14 protein-coding genes are annotated in these 16,479 nt (G+C 65.2%); 6 read left to right on the forward strand and 8 right to left on the reverse strand.

Translation table 11 applies throughout. From position 1 onward, the window contains the following. Window positions 1-23: 23 nt before the first annotated feature. Window positions 24-590, forward strand: coding sequence for an Rv3235 family protein (locus P8192_RS09490; RefSeq protein ID WP_278156541.1), 567 nt, complete (start codon window positions 24-26; stop codon window positions 588-590). Here P8192_RS09490 and secA read toward each other — a convergent pair. From secA to mtrA, 6 genes are all read right to left on the reverse strand, one after another. Next, complete coding sequence (gene secA / locus P8192_RS09495) at window positions 587-3,421, reverse strand: preprotein translocase subunit SecA (RefSeq protein WP_431521106.1); 2,835 nt, start codon at window positions 3,419-3,421, stop codon at window positions 587-589. The genes P8192_RS09490 and secA overlap by 4 nt on opposite strands. A 117-nt stretch (window positions 3,422-3,538) precedes the next feature. Further along, the gene (hpf, locus tag P8192_RS09500) at window positions 3,539-4,219 is read right to left on the reverse strand and encodes a ribosome hibernation-promoting factor, HPF/YfiA family (RefSeq protein WP_278156544.1); all 681 of its coding nucleotides are present in this window, start codon (window positions 4,217-4,219) and stop codon (window positions 3,539-3,541) included. Window positions 4,220-4,322: 103 nt separating this feature from the next. After that, window positions 4,323-5,138, reverse strand: coding sequence for a ComF family protein (locus P8192_RS09505; RefSeq protein WP_278156546.1), 816 nt, complete (start codon window positions 5,136-5,138; stop codon window positions 4,323-4,325). A gap of 104 nt (window positions 5,139-5,242) precedes the next feature. Further along, window positions 5,243-6,916, reverse strand: a complete 1,674-nt coding sequence (locus P8192_RS09510; RefSeq protein WP_278156547.1) for an LpqB family beta-propeller domain-containing protein — start codon at window positions 6,914-6,916, stop codon at window positions 5,243-5,245. A 29-nt stretch (window positions 6,917-6,945) separates the two neighbouring features. Then, a complete protein-coding gene (gene mtrB, locus P8192_RS09515) occupies window positions 6,946-8,718 on the reverse strand; it encodes an MtrAB system histidine kinase MtrB (RefSeq protein ID WP_278156548.1) in 1,773 nt (590 codons plus the stop codon). 53 nt (window positions 8,719-8,771) lie between these two features. Next, entirely contained in the window at window positions 8,772-9,449 is a 678-nt protein-coding gene (gene mtrA, locus P8192_RS09520) for an MtrAB system response regulator MtrA (protein ID WP_270104911.1), read from the reverse strand. Between the two features lie 185 nt (window positions 9,450-9,634). Here mtrA and P8192_RS09525 point away from each other — a divergent pair, with 185 nt between their 5' ends. Genes P8192_RS09525 through P8192_RS09545 form a run of 5 tightly spaced genes read left to right on the forward strand, consistent with a single transcriptional unit; the run spans window position 9,635 to window position 15,012 of the window. Continuing rightward, window positions 9,635-10,918: a glycerophosphoryl diester phosphodiesterase membrane domain-containing protein gene (locus tag P8192_RS09525; RefSeq protein ID WP_278156550.1), complete on the forward strand. Its 1,284-nt coding sequence runs from the start codon at window positions 9,635-9,637 to the stop codon at window positions 10,916-10,918. Further along, window positions 10,887-11,564, forward strand: coding sequence for a DUF4129 domain-containing protein (locus P8192_RS09530; RefSeq protein WP_278156552.1), 678 nt, complete (start codon window positions 10,887-10,889; stop codon window positions 11,562-11,564). The genes P8192_RS09525 and P8192_RS09530 overlap by 32 nt, the downstream gene beginning before the upstream one ends. Continuing rightward, window positions 11,561-12,766 carry a DUF4350 domain-containing protein gene (locus P8192_RS09535; protein WP_278156554.1) on the forward strand — a complete coding sequence of 402 codons (1,206 nt, stop codon included), beginning with the start codon at window positions 11,561-11,563 and terminating at the stop codon, window positions 12,764-12,766. Before P8192_RS09530 ends, P8192_RS09535 begins: the two co-directional genes overlap by 4 nt. Beyond that, window positions 12,756-13,715, forward strand: coding sequence for an AAA family ATPase (locus tag P8192_RS09540; RefSeq protein ID WP_278156556.1), 960 nt, complete (start codon window positions 12,756-12,758; stop codon window positions 13,713-13,715). The genes P8192_RS09535 and P8192_RS09540 overlap by 11 nt, the downstream gene beginning before the upstream one ends. A gap of 4 nt (window positions 13,716-13,719) precedes the next feature. Beyond that, window positions 13,720-15,012 (forward strand): DUF58 domain-containing protein, encoded by a 1,293-nt coding sequence (locus P8192_RS09545; protein WP_278156558.1) that lies wholly within the window; start codon window positions 13,720-13,722, stop codon window positions 15,010-15,012. A gap of 3 nt (window positions 15,013-15,015) precedes the next feature. On the opposite strand, the gene P8192_RS09550 is transcribed toward P8192_RS09545, so the two are convergent. Together P8192_RS09550 and P8192_RS09555 are read right to left on the reverse strand one after the other, a co-directional pair. Then, window positions 15,016-16,107, reverse strand: coding sequence for a hypothetical protein (locus tag P8192_RS09550; RefSeq protein ID WP_278156560.1), 1,092 nt, complete (start codon window positions 16,105-16,107; stop codon window positions 15,016-15,018). After that, a complete protein-coding gene (locus P8192_RS09555; RefSeq protein WP_270104904.1) occupies window positions 16,104-16,460 on the reverse strand; it encodes a chorismate mutase in 357 nt (118 codons plus the stop codon). Before P8192_RS09555 ends, P8192_RS09550 begins: the two co-directional genes overlap by 4 nt. Between the last annotated feature and the right edge of the window lie 19 nt (window positions 16,461-16,479).

A 16,479-nucleotide genomic window follows, 5' to 3' on the forward strand; every position in this document is an offset into this window, starting at 1 on the left:
GATCACAACCGCAGGAGCTTCCCATGTCTGCACCCAGCATTGACACCACGCACCCTGGTCCTCTTGACACCTTGAGCATGAGGGTGGTTCGAGCCAAGACGTTATTGGACATCGCGGCGCCGGTAAAACCGGAGTTCTTTGCTCCACACCCGTCACGGTGCCGGACCGCGCCGAGCACCGCCCCGGATTCTGATGGTTCCGCGTCGCTGAGCCCGGCGCAGATTCGGCGTCGGCTGAACCTTGTGCAATCAGCCGAGACCGAACGTGCGATTCATAAAGTGGTGCGTATCGTCGGCCTGGCTTGCATCGAGGCCGAGTTGGGGTTGCGCTCTGTCCACCAGTTATCGCGCTGGATGAACCTACCCACCTACGAAAAGATGAACCGCCGTAGCCAATTGGCACAGCGAATCCGTCCCGAGCATCAGGACCGGACCTCCACCCGGACCTTGTCGTCGCGACTGAATCGCATCGATGACAACATTTATGAAGCCAGCACCAGCGTGAAGGTCGGCGATCGGGTACGCGCCGCAGCGCTTCGCCTGGAACGTCACCGTACCGGCTGGAAAGTCACCGCCATCGAGTTGGGTTAGCGAGCCCGCTTCGCCTTCTTGGCTGCCGCCTTCTCTGAACGCTCGGCTGCCTTGCGCGCAGACTTCGACTGAGTGGTTCCGTTGGCTGCAGACCCATCACTGCTGCGTACCTGGGTTTCGACTCCCCCGGAGTCCGAGGGGGCGCTGTAGCTCAACCGTGAAGGCTGCTGCGGGGTGTCCATGCCCTTGATGTTTAGGGTCGGTGTCATCGTCTGGCGGCGAGCGTCGGTGACTCCGGGGAGGGATGTCGCCGCAGGAGTCGTGTTGACCTCCACGTTGAAGAGATATCCGACCGATTCTTCGCGGATGGCCTCCATCATCGAGCGGAACATAATGTGGCCTTCGCGCTGGTACTCGACCAGCGGATCACGCTGGGCCATCGCACGTAGACCGATGCCCTCCTTGAGATAGTCCATCTCGTAAAGGTGTTCCTGCCACTTACGGCCGATGACTTGGAGCACGACCCGACGTTCCAGCTCACGCATATTGTCTTCGCCGATGGTGCGTTCGCGGTCTTCATAGAGCAACTGCGCGTCCGAGAGGAACTCTCGCTTGAGCTCTTCGGCCTTGGGCTGCGAGGGGAATTGTTCTTCCAGTTCTTCCAGCGTCAGCGACACCGGGTAGAGCTGCTTGATATCGCCCAGTAGCTTCTCTAGGTCGATACCGCTCTCATTAGACGCTTCCTCATCAACAATGGCGCCAATGGAGTCTTCGAGGAAATTCTGCACCTTGGCCTGCAGGTCTTGGCCTTCCAGGATCTGGCGGCGGTCCGCATAGATCGCCTCCCGCTGGCGGTTCATCACATCGTCGTATTTCAGCACGTTCTTGCGCTGTTCGGCGTTGCGGGATTCCACCTGGCTCTGCGCGTTCTGGATGGCGGAGGTGACCAGCTTCGATTCCAATGCCATATCGTCAGGCATGCGCGAGGAGTTCATGATGCGCGCAGCCGCAGCAGGGTTGAAAAGCCGCATCAGGTCATCGGCCAGGGACAGGTAGAACCGGGATTCACCGGGGTCGCCCTGTCGACCGGAACGACCGCGCAGCTGGTTATCGATACGTCGCGACTCGTGACGCTCGGTACCCAAAACGTAGAGACCGCCAGCTTCGACAACCTCGTCGTGATCTTTCTTGACCGCGTTCTTTGCGGCCTCGAGGACCTCGGGCCACAGTGCTTCGTACTGTTCGGCGTTCTCTTCCGGATCCAGACCACGGGACTGCATTTCGGCCACGGCCGCGAATTCGGCGTTGCCGCCGAGCATAATGTCGGTACCACGACCGGCCATGTTGGTGGCAACGGTCACCGCACCCTTGCGCCCGGCTTGGGCGACAATGGCGGCTTCGCGTGCGTGATTCTTCGCGTTGAGCACCTCGTGACGAATGCCCTTCTTGGCCAGCAGACGAGAGAGGTACTCGGACTTTTCCACCGAGGTGGTGCCGACCAGTACCGGCTGCCCCTTTTCGTGGCGCTCCTCGATGTCGGCGGCGACGGCGTCGAATTTCGCCACTTCATTCTTGTAGATCAGGTCCGTCTGGTCGATGCGCTGCACCGGACGGTGCGTCGGAATCGGCACCACGCCCAGCTTGTAGGTGGACATGAACTCGGCAGCTTCCGTTTCGGCGGTACCGGTCATGCCGGAGAGCTTGTCGTAGAGACGGAAGTAATTCTGCAGGGTGACCGTGGCCAGGGTCTGATTCTCGGCCTTGATCTTCACACCCTCTTTGGCCTCAATGGCCTGGTGCATACCTTCCGAGTAGCGACGACCCGCGAGCACACGACCCGTATGCTCATCGACGATCTGGACCTCACCGTTGAGGACCACATAGTCCTTGTCTTTCTTGAACAGTTCCTGGGCCTTGATCGCATTGTTCATGTACTGGATGAGCGGCGTGTTCGCCGATTCGTAGAGATTGTCAATGCCCAGCCAGTCTTCAATCTTGTCGATGCCCGGCTCGAGGATGCCCACGGTCTTCTTCTTCTCGTCGACCTCGTAGTCGGTTTCCCGCTTCAGGCGCGGAGCCAACTTGGCGAACTCGGAGTACCAGCGGTTCACATCGCCCTGGGCCGGTCCGGAGATGATCAGCGGGGTACGGGCTTCGTCGATCAGAATGGAATCGACCTCATCGACCACGGCGAAGTGGTGGCCCCGCTGTACTAGCTCGTCGAGTGACCAGGCCATGTTGTCACGCAGATAGTCGAAGCCGAATTCATTGTTCGTGCCGTAGGTGATGTCGGCGGCGTACTGCTCGCGACGCACATCGGGACGCTGTTTAGAGAGGATGACGCCGGTTTCCATGCCCAGGAAACGGAACACGCGCCCCATCAGATCGGACTGGTACTCAGCGAGGAAGTCGTTGACGGTGACCACGTGCACGCCCTTACCGGTCAGGGCATTGAGGTATGCCGGAGCCGTGGCGACCAGGGTCTTACCCTCACCGGTCTTCATCTCGGCGATATTGCCCAGGTGCAGGGCGGCCCCGCCCATGAGCTGCACGTCGTAGTGGCGTTGCCCCAGGGTGCGACCGGCTGCTTCACGCACGGCGGCGAAGGCTTCCGGTAGCAGCAGGTCCAAGTGTTCGCCGTCGGCCACGCGCGCCCGGAATTTGTCCGTCTCTTCGCGCAGTTCGGCGTCGGAGAGTCCGCGGAATTCGTCCTCGAGCACATTAACCTGGTCGACGTAGCCTTTCAGCTTCTTGAGAATCTTCTTCTCGCCGGTGCGCAGGATGCGATCGATCAGTGCCACGTGTATAAACTCCCGGGTTGCGGACGCGGTGGGCCGGTCACGGCCCGTGCAGGTTCCATCGGTCGCATGGGACGACCGTCGACTACCCATACTACGACGATTCGCCTGGGAATTTGCTCCGTATCAAGCCACGTCCGCCCCAACAGAAGCGACGGGGCCCGGGCTCCGACGGTGATGTCGGTGCCCGGGGCCCCGGGAGGGCGGGGATCAGCCGCCGTTGGTGTTGCTGTGGTAGATCCGCTCGGTGCTGGACTCTTCATCGCCCAGAGCGATCACGCCGTAGGACCAGCCTCGACGTCGGTAGGCCACGGAAGGCCGTTCGGTCTCGGAATCGACGAACAGGTAGAAATCGTGACCGACCAGTTCCATGTTGTCGACCGCTTCGTCCACGGTCATCCGCTCAGTGGGAAATACCTTCTGACGAATGCTCACCGGAACATCGCCTTCACGCCGCGCGCGCTCTGCTTCTTCGGCCTCGGCTTCCTCGGCCTTGCGCGCCTCGAGCACCTGGTTGACCAGGGAATCGCCCTGGGTCGGCGGTGTCAGAGACGCGGTGGCTTCGGAAACAGAAGCCCGGCGTCGTCCGCCCTTCCGACGATCCCGCAGCCGGCGGAGCCGTTCCTGCAGGCGGTGGAAGGTCTGGTCGAAGGCGACCAGTTTGTCGTTATCAGAGGACTCCGCGCGGATGATGTCGCTCTTCTCATGAAGCGTCAGCTCGACGGTCATCGACCCATCGGCACCTCGATGTGCCTGCTTGGTGAGTTTGATCTCCAGTCGCTGCGCTCCATTGGTCAGCGGTTGGATCCGGTCGAACCTTTCTTCTGCGTACTCACGGAAACTCTCCGGGATCGAGACGTTACGAGCAACATAGTTGATGTCCAGGGTCATCCTGACCTCCTGATGAGACGCGAATGGCGACGAAAGAACCACTCCTTTCGTCGCCGACGGGCTGAACTGTTTCCAGTTCGTAGACATTACTCTAGCCTGTCGATCACGTCTCGTTAAGATCTGATTCAACTCGAATTTCCGCGACCTCCGGTTCCCGTGTCACGGCTGCTACCACGAGACCCGCTAACACCTGGTGACCGGCCGCGGTAAGGGTCCGCCAGGCTGCAGCCAGGGTGGAGCCCGTGGTGAGGACATCGTCCATCACAATGACCCGCCGGGGTGGACTCGGGCGGACCCGGAACTTCTTTGATGCGCGTTGTCGCCGCCCGGTGGCGCTGGATCCGGCGTGGGCCGTGCCACCCATGATCTGGACCCGGTGTTGCAGGAGCCGCGGCTCCACCGGCCAGGGCAAGGGCGTGCGCAGCAGCTCGGTGACCGGATCGTAGCCACGACGTCGGAAACCGCTTCCCGATCCGGGGATGGGTACCAGCACGGCGCCATTGTTCCCCGGGGTAGAAGGGACAGCATCAGCGGATTCTTTCAGCTGGCTGTGTAGGTGGTGGGCGGCGCGGGTAAGCCCGGGGCGGAAGAGCCGCGCCGCCGGTAATCGCCCGTGATCTTTGAACGCCAGCAGCGCCCGGGCCACCTCCGCGGAGTAGCGTCCGGCGGCCACCACGGGCAACGGTTCCTCCCTGAGCAGAGGCAGTGATTCTGCGTCGTGTTCGGCGGCGAAAGGGTGCAGAAGTGCCCTGGCCAGAAGGTCGCGGCAGGATGCACACGCATGGTCGCGATACCCGGGCTCGGCATCGCACACCACGCACCAGGACGGGATGAGCAGACCGGCGACTTCACGAGCGGCGGCACGTGCGTGGAGGGTGACGGGATGGTGCAGGGTGCGGTCAAGGACAGAGGTCAGCATCCGATCAGCATGCGTTGCGCTCGCAGGGTGAGTCAGGCTGTGACGGGGATCTGGTGGAGACCGGCGGTCTGTCCGTCGAGGGTCAGGCCCTGTGGAGGAGACGGTCAGCCCGGGAAGGACAGGTCGCTGGCGACTCCGGATTGTGGGCGCCACCAGGAGCCGACACCGAGCACGACTTCTTCTTCGGTTTCGGCGTAGATCACGTTGGATCCGGCGCCGGCGGAGAATCCGGTCATGCCCAGCAGCGGGTTGAGGCTGGCTTGGGTGCCGTTGAGTCCAATGAGCTCGGGCACCACGCGTTCGGTGGCGGAGGTAGCTGCCACCAGCAGTTCCTCGGTGGAGTACCAGACGACGTCGTTGAGCGGCACGGTGGTTTCCAACGAGATGGGGTTACCGATGCTCACCGGATTGCCGGACTCGTCCCGGATGACCCCGGCTACGAAGAGCTCGTTGCTGTCGCCGTCGCCGACCACCACCGCCACACGTGCGCCGTCGGGTGAGATGCGAAGGGCTTCCACCCGGCGCTGGTCGAGCCAGGCGGCGTCGATGGTGCGGGTTTCGATCTCCTCACCGAAACGGGCCACGGTGACGGTGGATTCGTCGTCCTGGTTTCGATCGGCGGTCCAGGCCCAACCGGTGTGGTCCAGGGAAGGCGCGGTGAGGTTTTCGCCGTCGTGAACCCGATCGAGCTGGCCGTGGGTGGTGGCCCAGTACATTCCGTCACGCTCGCCATTGAGGAACACCAGCTGGGAGTGATCCAGGCTCATGGTCGGGTCGACCGGCTCGAGGAAGGCGGCGTCGGGGGCGCCGGCGATGGGCAGCACAGCCGCACCTTCGTAGTAGACCAACTGGTCGTTCTCGCTGATGGCGACCTGCAGGCTGCCCACCGAGGCGGAGGTGCTCACGGTTTCGAACTCTTCGGCTTCTTCGCCCAGGTTCACTGGGTTCTGGCCCATGGTCATCTCCACATCGGAGACACGGGCGAGTTCGGTCAGGGTCAGTTCCAGCTGTTGTTGCATGCGCTGCCGGGCCAGCGGCTCGGTGCCGCCCAGGGTGGAGGCGTTGAGGTCGACCTCGGCCACCCCGGAGCTCACGGGCACCGAGGCACGGGACAGTGCCGCACCGTCCGGGAAGGCGGTAGCGACCGCGCCGTCGAGGTACGCGGCGGGGCCGTCCATCAGAGATTGGACGATCTCGGCGGTCTGTCCGGAGCGGTTAAGGAACCAGCGAACATCGGGCACAGCGTAGCTGTAGGAGGGGTCGTAGAAGAACAACCGGTGGGAGGCATAGAGCGCGTTGAACTGGGAGGAATCGAGAATGATGCCATCCGGGGCTTCGGCCACGCGCCACTCGCCCGCTTCATTTTCGACGAGACGCAGGGTGATGGCCTCAGTGGAGTTCTCGGAGGTTTGGGAGAGCACCCCGGCGTCGTCGACCACACCCTGGATTTCGAATTGGACAGTGTATTCGCCTTCGGCGTCGGAGGCGACGACAGCGGGCTGGGAAGAATAGATCACGGTGCGCAATTCGGGATCCCAGGATTCGGCGGCTTCCGGGGTCATGTATTCCCGCGCGGTGGCAAAGTCGTCTTGGATGCCGGAGCCTGCATTGATAAACCCGGTGACAATAGCTTCGGGGGTGGCGCCCTGGGTAGGGGCCGGCGGGTTGAAGATGTAGGAGGCGGTGGATTCGGAGCCGCCCTGCTCATCGGAGCGGGTGACCGGACCGGCCTGGGGCAGGCTGGTGCAGCCGGCCAGGAGCAGGGCCAGGACGCTCACGAGTGCGAGCAGACGACAGCGGCGTAGCATCAGCGCTCACCTCCGTTCTCGTTCCGCGGCGGTTTCGGCGGGTGCAGCGACTGCTCATAGGCCCGCTTGGGCAGGTCGGCGTGGCTGTGTGATGCGGTGTTGTCGTGCGCCTCGGCGTTGTCGTCCTGGGGGAACTCGATCTCGCGGGCTGGCCGGCGGTCGGCCAGATCGTAGTCCGGTGGCAGGCACAGCGGCGGGGTGGCGGTGGTGGCCTCGCCGCGGTTGCGTGGCAGCACCAAGCGGAACGCGGCGCCCTCCCCCGGTTCGCCCCAGACGTCGAGCTGGCCGTGGTGCAGCCGGGTATCTTCGGCCGCAATGGACAAACCCAGTCCGGAGCCGCCGGTGGTGCGGGTGCGTGCCGGGTCGGCGCGCCAGAACCGGTCGAAAACGTGGGCGACCTGTTCTTCGTTCATGCCGATGCCGTGGTCGCGCACCACCACGGCCACCTGGACCTCGTCGGAGGCGACGATGACATCGACCGGGCGGGATTCGCCGTGTTCGATCGCATTATTCACCAGATTGCGCAGAATACGCTCGATGCGGCGGTGGTCGACGTCGGCGGTGAAGTTCTCGCCCACGGGCACCACCCACACCTCGGTGTCGGCGTTGTCGGCCAGGGGTTGCGCGGTGAGCACGACATCAGCAGCCAGGTGCAGAATGTCGGTGGATTCGGCGGCGACTTCCGCGGCACCGGCGTCGAACCGGCTGATTTCCAGCAGGTCTGCGAGCAGAGCTTGGAACCGTTCCACCTGGTGGTAGAGCAGCTCGGCAGAACGCCGGTTCACCGGGTCGAAATCGTAGCGGGAGTCGTGCAGCACCTCGGCCGCCATGGACACGGTGGTCAGCGGGGTGCGCAGTTCGTGGGAGACGTCGGAGACGAAGCGTTGCTGAATCATCGACAGGTCGGCCAGCTGGGTGATCTGGTCCTGAATGTTGTCGGCCATGCGGTTGAACGAGGTGCCCAACCGGGCCACCTCGTCGCGTCGTCGCACCGCCATACGCACGGAAAGGTCTCCGGACGACAGCGACTCTGCGGTGGCGGCGGCTTGCTGCACCGGGCGCACCACCTGACGGGTGGTGAACAGGGCGATCATGATGTTGAGCACGAGCAGAATCACCAGGGCGAGCACGAGCACATTGGTCAGGTAGTCCAGGGTGGATTGGACCTCGGTGAGGTCGTAGACCAGGTAGAGCGCGTAAAAGTTACCCGGGGGCAGCACCAGCTGGGTGCCAAACACCAGGCCCGGCCCGGTCTGCTCGCCCACGCCCACGGGCACGGACACCGACTGCCAGTAGATGCCCTGATCCTCGGCGACGGCGTCGGACATTTCCTGGGTAATCAGATCCTCGGAGACCCCGGCGGAGGAGATGGATCCAACATAGAGGTTCTGGCCCTCGTCCAAGGGCACCAGAATAAAACCTCGCGCCATGGTGCCGCTGCCGCCGGCCAGGGAGCCCAGGGTGTCGGTGACCAGGTTGGAGGTGTTCTCCTGGTCATTCGTGTTCGCGTTCTCGAAGATGGTGCGCGCCTGATTCAGCCCGTGGTTAGCCTCGGCCTGCACCTGGGCGAACCGCGACTCAAATAGTCCGGTAGAGACCTGATGGGAGAGGAACAGCCCCAGGATCAGCGCGGAGGCGAAGGTGAAGAACACGGTCGTCGACACCGTGCGGAATTGCAGCGAGGATACCCAGCGATCGCGAATCCAGCGCACGCCGTGGCCCGGCAGGTACAGCCAGCCGCGCGCGCCGCGGCGCTGTTGCGGTGCCAGCACCGGGGTGGAGCCATGCAACGCGACGGGCGCACTGGGGGTGGAACGTGTCTGGCTCAGGGCTGACCGGCCTTGTACCCGACCCCGCGTACCGTGAGCACCACCTCAGGATTGTCAGGATCCTTCTCCACTTTGGAGCGCAAGCGCTGGACGTGCACGTTGACTAGGCGGGCGTCGCCCTGGTGGCGGTACCCCCAGATCTCTTCCAGCAGCATGTCGCGGGTCAGCACCTGACCCGGACGGCGGGCCAGCGCGACCAGCAGGTCAAACTCCAACGGGGTGAGGTTGATACGTTCCCCGGCGCGGGTGACTTCGTGGCCGGAGACATCAATGGTGACATCTCCAATACGCAGCGCCTCAGAGGAGCGTACATCGCCCTCACGCAGTCGGGCGCGCACGCGGGCCACCAATTCGGCGGGCTTGAACGGCTTGGGCACGTAGTCGTCGGCGCCGGCTTCCAATCCACGCACCACGTCGGCCGTTTCGGATTTCGCGGTGAGCATCACGATGGGGGTGTCCGATTCCTGGCGGATCGCACGGCAGATTTCGATGCCGTCGCGGCCGGGCAACATCAGATCGAGCAGCACCAAATCCGGGCGGATCGAGCGGAACAGATCGACTGCGGCGTTGCCGTCGGCACAGAAATAGGGTTCGAAACCGTCGTTACGCAGCACGATGCCGATCATCTCGGACAGCGCCTCGTCGTCGTCGACCACCAAGATTCTGGCTTTCATCCTCGGTCCAACCCCCGTTCTCCACACATGTCGCCCCGGAGCATGGGGCGATCTGTGAAGAAGCATATCGGTTGCTGGCCGTGTTACGTGGATAACTCGGCCGAAATCTGGAGAGTCCTGACAACACCGGTATAGAGTCGAGTCCGAGAGATCACGACGTCGACCACTCGAGAGGCTCCGCGTTCATGAGCACACCACAGCCCCCCGAGGGCTCGGAACCCTCCAACCCCTACGTCGGCTCGCCGAACCCGTACGGTTCCCCGAATCCTTATGGCGTCATCCCGTCCCAGCCAAGCCAGCCCGGCGGCTATCAGGTGCCCCCGTATCAGCCGGTCGGAGCCTACCCCGGCTCCTACTCGGGTCAGCAGCCTGGCCACCATCCGGGTCAGCAGCCCGTATTTGTGCAAGCCTCCCGTCCCGGCACCATCCCCTTGCGCCCGCTGACGCTGTCGGATCTGCTCGAGGGTATCTTCGCCACGCTGCGACGCAACCCGGGGGCGGTACTCGGCATTTCCGCCGTCGCCGCCGTCGCCCAGGCCGCCGTCTACATGGTGGGTATCTACGCCCTGTTCTCCACGCTCGGTGAGAATATGATGACACCGGGCATGGACGATCCCTCGGATGAGCAAATCTTTGATCTGCTGGCCACCATGGCGACCTGGGGAGGCACGAGCTTCGGCGGAATGATGGTGCTCTCCGTCTTCTTCACCCTGCTGGCCCAGGCTGTGCTCGGCATTGTGGCGGTGCGCTCCGCGGTGGGCGTGAAGACCACCTTCGGCCAGACGTTGCGGCTGATGCGCGGTTCCTGGGGCAAGTTGCTGCTGTTTATGCTGTTGTTGGCCGTCATCACCACCGTGATCATGGCCATTTTCGTGGGCCTGATCGTCTGGGCGGTGTTCTCGTGGCAGGATGCGAGCTTCGGGGTCGCCATCGTGACCATCCTGCTTTTCGGTTTCGCCACCTTCATGATTGGCATCTGGCTGGGCATCAAGTTCTGCTTGACCACCACGCTCATCGGGGTCGAGCAGATCGGCCCGCTGCGGGCCATGGGCCGGTCGTGGCGGCTCACCGGCGGGGCCTGGTGGCGGACCTTCGGCATCGTGCTGCTGGTGACCCTGATCCTCGGCATTGTCACCTCGGTGATCACCACGCCACTGTCGATGATCTCGGTGATGTTCCTTGACGAGAACGCCTCCGCAGAAGAGATGGTCCAGCAAACCGCGCTGCTCACCGCGATCCAGACCGGCGTGTCGATCTTCGTCTCGATGTTCGCCCAGTGCCTGATCTCGATTCTGTACGGCCTGTTTTACGTCGACTACCGGATGCGGCGCGAGGGCTTCGACCGTGAACTGCTGAATATTGCCACCTCGGTGGGCGCGGAAACGGACGACCGCTTCTCCACCCGCCTCAACGCCCAGACCCTCGACAGCGCCGCTGATGACCTTGTTCCTGGCCGCCCGCGCAGCTGAGATCCCCTGGACGCCTGACCGGGACGAGGCGCGCCGCACCATTCTGCACGAGCTCTCGCAGCAGGAGTATGCCGAGCAGCGCCCCAACCCCCTGGCCGAGTGGCTTGAGGCCGCCTGGCACGCCCTGGTCGGGTGGCTGGCCGGGGTGGAAGGTGGCGCCGGACTGCCGGCGTGGCTGATCGTGGCGGCGGTGATCGTGCTGACGGTCGTGCTGTTGTTGTGGTTGCGTCCCCGTTTCGGAGTACGTCGATCCGGCGATGACGACCGTGCGGGCGTGGTGGATGCCGCGCTGACCGCCGAGCAGTACCGGGAAGCCGGCGACACCGCGATACGCGAGTCCCGAGCCTCGGATGCCGTACTCGCCTACTTCCGCGCCATCCTCCGACAGGGACAGAACCGAGTACTGCTCCCCGAACGAGCCTCACTCACGGCGACCGGTGCCAGTGCCACCCTCGGCGAGGTGTTCCCCGAGCATCGTGCGCGACTGGACGAGTCCGCCGGCTGGTTCAACGACGTCGCCTATGGCCACCGTGGGGCTTCCATCGACCAGGCCAAGCGCCTGGCCGAGCTCGAACGTGAACTGCGTGTGGCTTCACCGTCCCGACCCAGCTCGAGGCACACCCCGCGGCAGGTGGTGCCCCGATGACCACCTCCGCTGTCCCCTCGGTGGCCGATCTGTGGCGGACGCACCGCCGCACCGTGCTGCTCGTGGCCGCGCTGGTGGGGCTTTTCGCGATCACGGTGGCGGTGCTGTTCACCCGCCAGCCCGAGGATAACGCCGTACTCGGGGCGGACAATCCGGGGCCCACCGGCGGCCAGGCTGTGGCCCGGGTGGTTGCTGGCTACGGTGTCGACGTGCGCCCCGCATCCAGCCTGGATGAGGTGCAAGCGCTGCTCGAAGAAGACCCCGAGGCCCGCGTGCTGCTCTACGACGAGGGCATCCTCGAGTCCAGCCCGCAGCGCCTCGACGAGGTGGCCGAGACGGTGCCTGCGGAACAGCGGGTGCTGGTGGCTCCCACCGCCTCGATGGCCGAGGTACTGACCGAGGGCGTCGCCGTGGGCGAGTCACTCGACGACGTCGAGGCTAGCGCAGCCTGTGAGCTTCCCGTGGCCCGCGAGGCGGAGACCGTGACCGGCAACGGCGTGGAGCTGACCTGGAACGTTGAAAACTCCGATGCCACAGAAGCGCACACCTGTTTCGAGACCGAGAAAGGGCACGCGCTGATCCAGGACCCTGCCGGGACCACCGTGATCGGGCTCTACGATATGTTTACCAACCGGGGAGTGTCCGAAGACGGCAACGCTGTGGTCGCGCTGTGGAGCGCGGCAGCCACCGACACCCTGATCTGGTACCTGCCCGGCATGGCGGATCTCTCTGTGGCGGGCGGCACCCCGGGCCCGGTGATGCCGGACTGGGTGCGCCCCGGAATGCTCTGGCTGCTGGTCATCGCCGTGGTCGGGATGGTCTGGGCGGGACGCCGGCACGGCCCCGTCGTCGTGGAACCATTCCCCGCCCAGGTCTCGCCCCTGGAATCCAGTGTGGGCCGGGCCCGCCTCTACGAGCGAGGCAACCAGCAGACCGCCGCCTTGGACACCCTGCAGCGCGGCGCCCTGCTCCGCATGGCCCGCCTGCTGCGCACCCCGGACGATACGGACTCCGTGATCACCGAGACCGCCCGGGTACTGGGTCGGGATCGCGCCGACGTCGAATCCGTCCTCGATCCGCGCCGCCGCCCCGAGAAACTCAGCCGGTCCGAGCTAGTGACCCGCTCCCGCCGTCTGCTCGCCCTGGAACGCGAGCTTGCCGCATCCCTGACCCACCCACGAAGGAGAATCGATGACCTCTGAGAACACCCTCCGAGACAAGCTGCAGGCGGTGCGCACCGAGGTGGCGCGTGCCGTGGTGGGCCAGGACGCCGCGGTGACTTCCCTACTGATTGGCCTGCTCTGCCGCGGCCACGTACTGCTCGAGGGCGTACCCGGGGTGGCCAAGACCCTCCTGGTACGCTCCCTCTCCGCCGCCATTTCGTTGGAAACCCGCCGCGTGCAGTTCACCCCCGATCTGATGCCCGGTGACATCACCGGCTCGTTGGTCTACGACGCCCGCACCGGGGAGTTCGAGTTCCGCCGCGGCCCCGTGTTCACCCACCTGATGCTGGCCGACGAGATCAACCGCACGCCCCCGAAAACCCAGGCCGCGCTGCTGGAGGCCATGGAAGAGCGTCAGGTCTCCGCCGACGGGTCATCGCTCCCCTTGCCCGACCCGTTTATGGTGGCCGCCACCCAGAACCCGGTGGAATACGAGGGCACCTACCCGCTGCCCGAGGCGCAGCTGGACCGGTTCCTGCTCAAGGTCACCCTGAACCTGCCCGAGCGCGACCAGGAAATCGAGATCCTCACCCGTCACGCGGCCGGATTCTCACCCTCCGACCTAGCGGCGGCCGGGGTCACCGCGGTGGCCAGCGCCGAAGACATTCAGCTCGCTCGCGCCGAAGCCGCGACGGTGCAGGCCAGCCCTGAGGTTCTCGGCTATATCGCCGACATCGCCCGGGCCACCCGCACCTCGCCGTCGTTCCAGCTCGGGGTCTCCCCGCGCGGCTCGACTGCCCTGCTCAATGCATCCAAGGCGTGGGCCTGGCTGTCCGGGCGGGACTACATCTCCCCCGATGACGTCCAAGCGCTGGTGCTGCCCTGCCTGCGCCATCGCGTTTCGCTGCGGCCCGAGGCCGAGATGGACGGCGTCACCACCGACCAGGTGCTGACCTCGCTGCTGTCCACTGTCCCGGTCCCCCGGTGATCTTGTGGTTCTTTCCCTGCGCTGTCTCGCCCTGAGCCTGCTCGGGATCATCCCGGTGCTGATCTGGCCCACCACCGCGACCGTGTGGTGGTGCGTCTTGGCCCTGGTGGTGATCATCAGTCTCGATCTGCTGACGGCGGCCTCGCCCCGAGCGGTGAGCTTCACCCGCGAGATCGACTCCTCGGTGCGCTTGGACGAATCGGCACATTCAGCGCTGATCGTTCACCAGTTGGGGCGACGACGCCTGCGCGGCTCCGTGCGCGACGGCTGGCAACCCACTGCCGGGGCGCACCCGGTACAGCAGAACCTCGACCTGCCGCCGGGCGAATCGCGCCGGCTCACCATGACCCTGACCCCCTCCCGCCGCGGAACGCTGAACACCCGCGTGGTGACGGTGCGCTCCTGGGGGCTGCTCGGTGTGGCCGGGCGCCAGGTCACCCACCCGGCACCGGGGCGGATCACAGTGCTACCGCCGTTCCGGTCCCGCAAGCACCTGCCCTCGCGGCTGGCCCGACTGCGCGAAATGGACGGGCGCTCCGCTATACAGACCCGCGGTGCCGGCAATGAGTTTGATTCCCTGCGAGATTATGTGCGCGGCGACGACGTCCGCTCCATCGACTGGCGGGCTACCGCCCGGCGTCAGGACCTGGTGGTACGCACCTGGCGCCCGGAGCGCGACCGCCGGGTGGTGATCGTGGTCGATTCCTCCCGTACGGCTGCGGCCCGGGTACAGAACGAAACCCGCTTCGACACCGGGATCGAAACCGCACTGTTGCTCGCAGCGCTGGCTCAGTCCGGCGGCGACCGGGTGGAGGTATTGGCCTTTGACCGCCAGGTACGCGCCCGGGCCTCGTCCACCACCAAGGGGTCGCTGCTGAACCATATGGTGACCGCCCTGGCTGATGTGGAGCCCCGGTTGTTGGCGGCAGATTGGACACAGGTGCCGGTCGAGGTGTCGCGGGTGGCCCGACAGCGCGCCCTGGTGGTGCTGGTGACCTCGCTCGACGCCGGCGCCCTGCAGGAGGGGTTGTTCCCGATCCTGCCGCAGCTCGCCCGCCATCACCAGGTGTTGGTCGCCTCGGTGGCCGACCCGGAGCTGGCCGAACTCAGCAACCAGATCGATGATCCCGGTTCGGCGTTCATGGCCGCGGCCGCTCAGCGATCCCAGCTCGACGAAGCCGGACTGGTGCAGATGCTGCGGCATGCCGGAGCCGACGTCGTACAGGCAGCCCCTACCCACCTGCCGACGGCGGTGGCCGACACCTATCTGCGGCTCAAAAGCGCTGGACGGCTCTAAATCTTACAACGGCTGGCTGGCCCGCTCGGCCACCTGCCGCACCCGGTCCAGCGCACGCGGCACCGCGGCTGTTCCGACGGCACCCTGGCTGAGGTCCGGAGCGCACACCCGCACCGCTTCCAGCAGTGCCGGGTCCAGTCCGAGTCGGTCCCAGCGCTGTTGCAGTGCCTGGGCTAGCCGTGCCGGGTCGACCCCGGGCCGCTGAGCCAGCTCGGACGGCACCATCAGGTCCGCCCCGTACCCGGATTCCACCAGCTCGGCGATGGTGTCCCATAGCGCCGGGTGCGTCCCGTGCTGCTCAAAGCCAGCCCACGGTAGCCCCAGGCTCAGCCGCGACGGCGTCTGATCCGCGAGTGTCTCCGGTGTCGGCAACGCCTCGATCAGAGTCCTGGTCAACATCTGGCTGGCCTGCCCGTCTTCACCAGCCCCTGCAGCATCCAAGGTTAGCCCGTCCTCGGCCAGTCTTGGACGGCAGAGTGCCGTGACTGCAGCACGCCAGTGTGTGCGCACTTCGGAGCGGTCCAGCGAGCGGACAGTGCGGTATCCGGAGGCGGTAGGAATCGTGCCGGTGAGTGCCCCGAGCGCCTCGGGTTCGGCCACCACCAGGTGCATCTTCGCCCCGGTGAGCCGGTGAATGCGATCGAGCTGTGCAGCCACCCCGTCGGCCCAGGAGGCCATGATGTCGGCCCGGGCCCCGTGGTCACGCAGCGCTCGTTCCCCGCCGGGCAGCCACAACCGGGCCATCAGACTCACCGGTCCGAGCACCCGCAGTCCCAGCCGCGGCACGGAAATCCCCTGCTCCCCGGCAACATCAACGAAAGCATCTAGGCCCTGGCCGAACCACGAGGCGGCGCGGCGAGCGGGCACCGACTCCGCCGACACCAGTCGCCATCCATAGGGCTGACGGTCCACGGGAAGCTCGGTGAGCATCACAGCGCTCCGCCCGGTGGTATCAGAGCGTCCCTCAGCGTGAAGCTCGGGCAGCACGGGCAGGTGCGGGTCACGCAGTTCGCTAAGCATCCAGACGGCCGCGGCGCGCGGGTCAGCGCCCGGAAGGCCGCCGTGGGCGGTGGCGGTGATCAGGTGGGTGCTCACTGGTGGTCAGCGGCGATCTTCTGGTGATGCCGGATCACTTCGGAGATAATGAAGTTGAGGAACTGTTCGGCGAAGTCCGGATCAAGTTCGGCGTCGGCGGCGAGGCGCTTGAGGCGTTGGATCTGCGCGGCTTCCCGGTTTGGATCCGAGGGCGGCAGTTCGTGTTCGGCCTTAAGCCGTCCCACGCGCTGAGTGTATTTGAAGCGTTCTGCGAGCAGATAAACCAGGGTGGCGTCGATGTTGTCGATGCTGCCGCGGATGGCGTACAGCTCATCGAGTATAGCCGTATCCGTGGCCTCCGACAGTGACGTGGCCAGCGGATCGTAGGTCTCGGCATCACGGGGTTCGCTCATGAAACCCAGCATACCGATC

The organism is Citricoccus muralis (genome assembly GCF_029637705.1).
Classification (GTDB): domain Bacteria; phylum Actinomycetota; class Actinomycetes; order Actinomycetales; family Micrococcaceae; genus CmP2.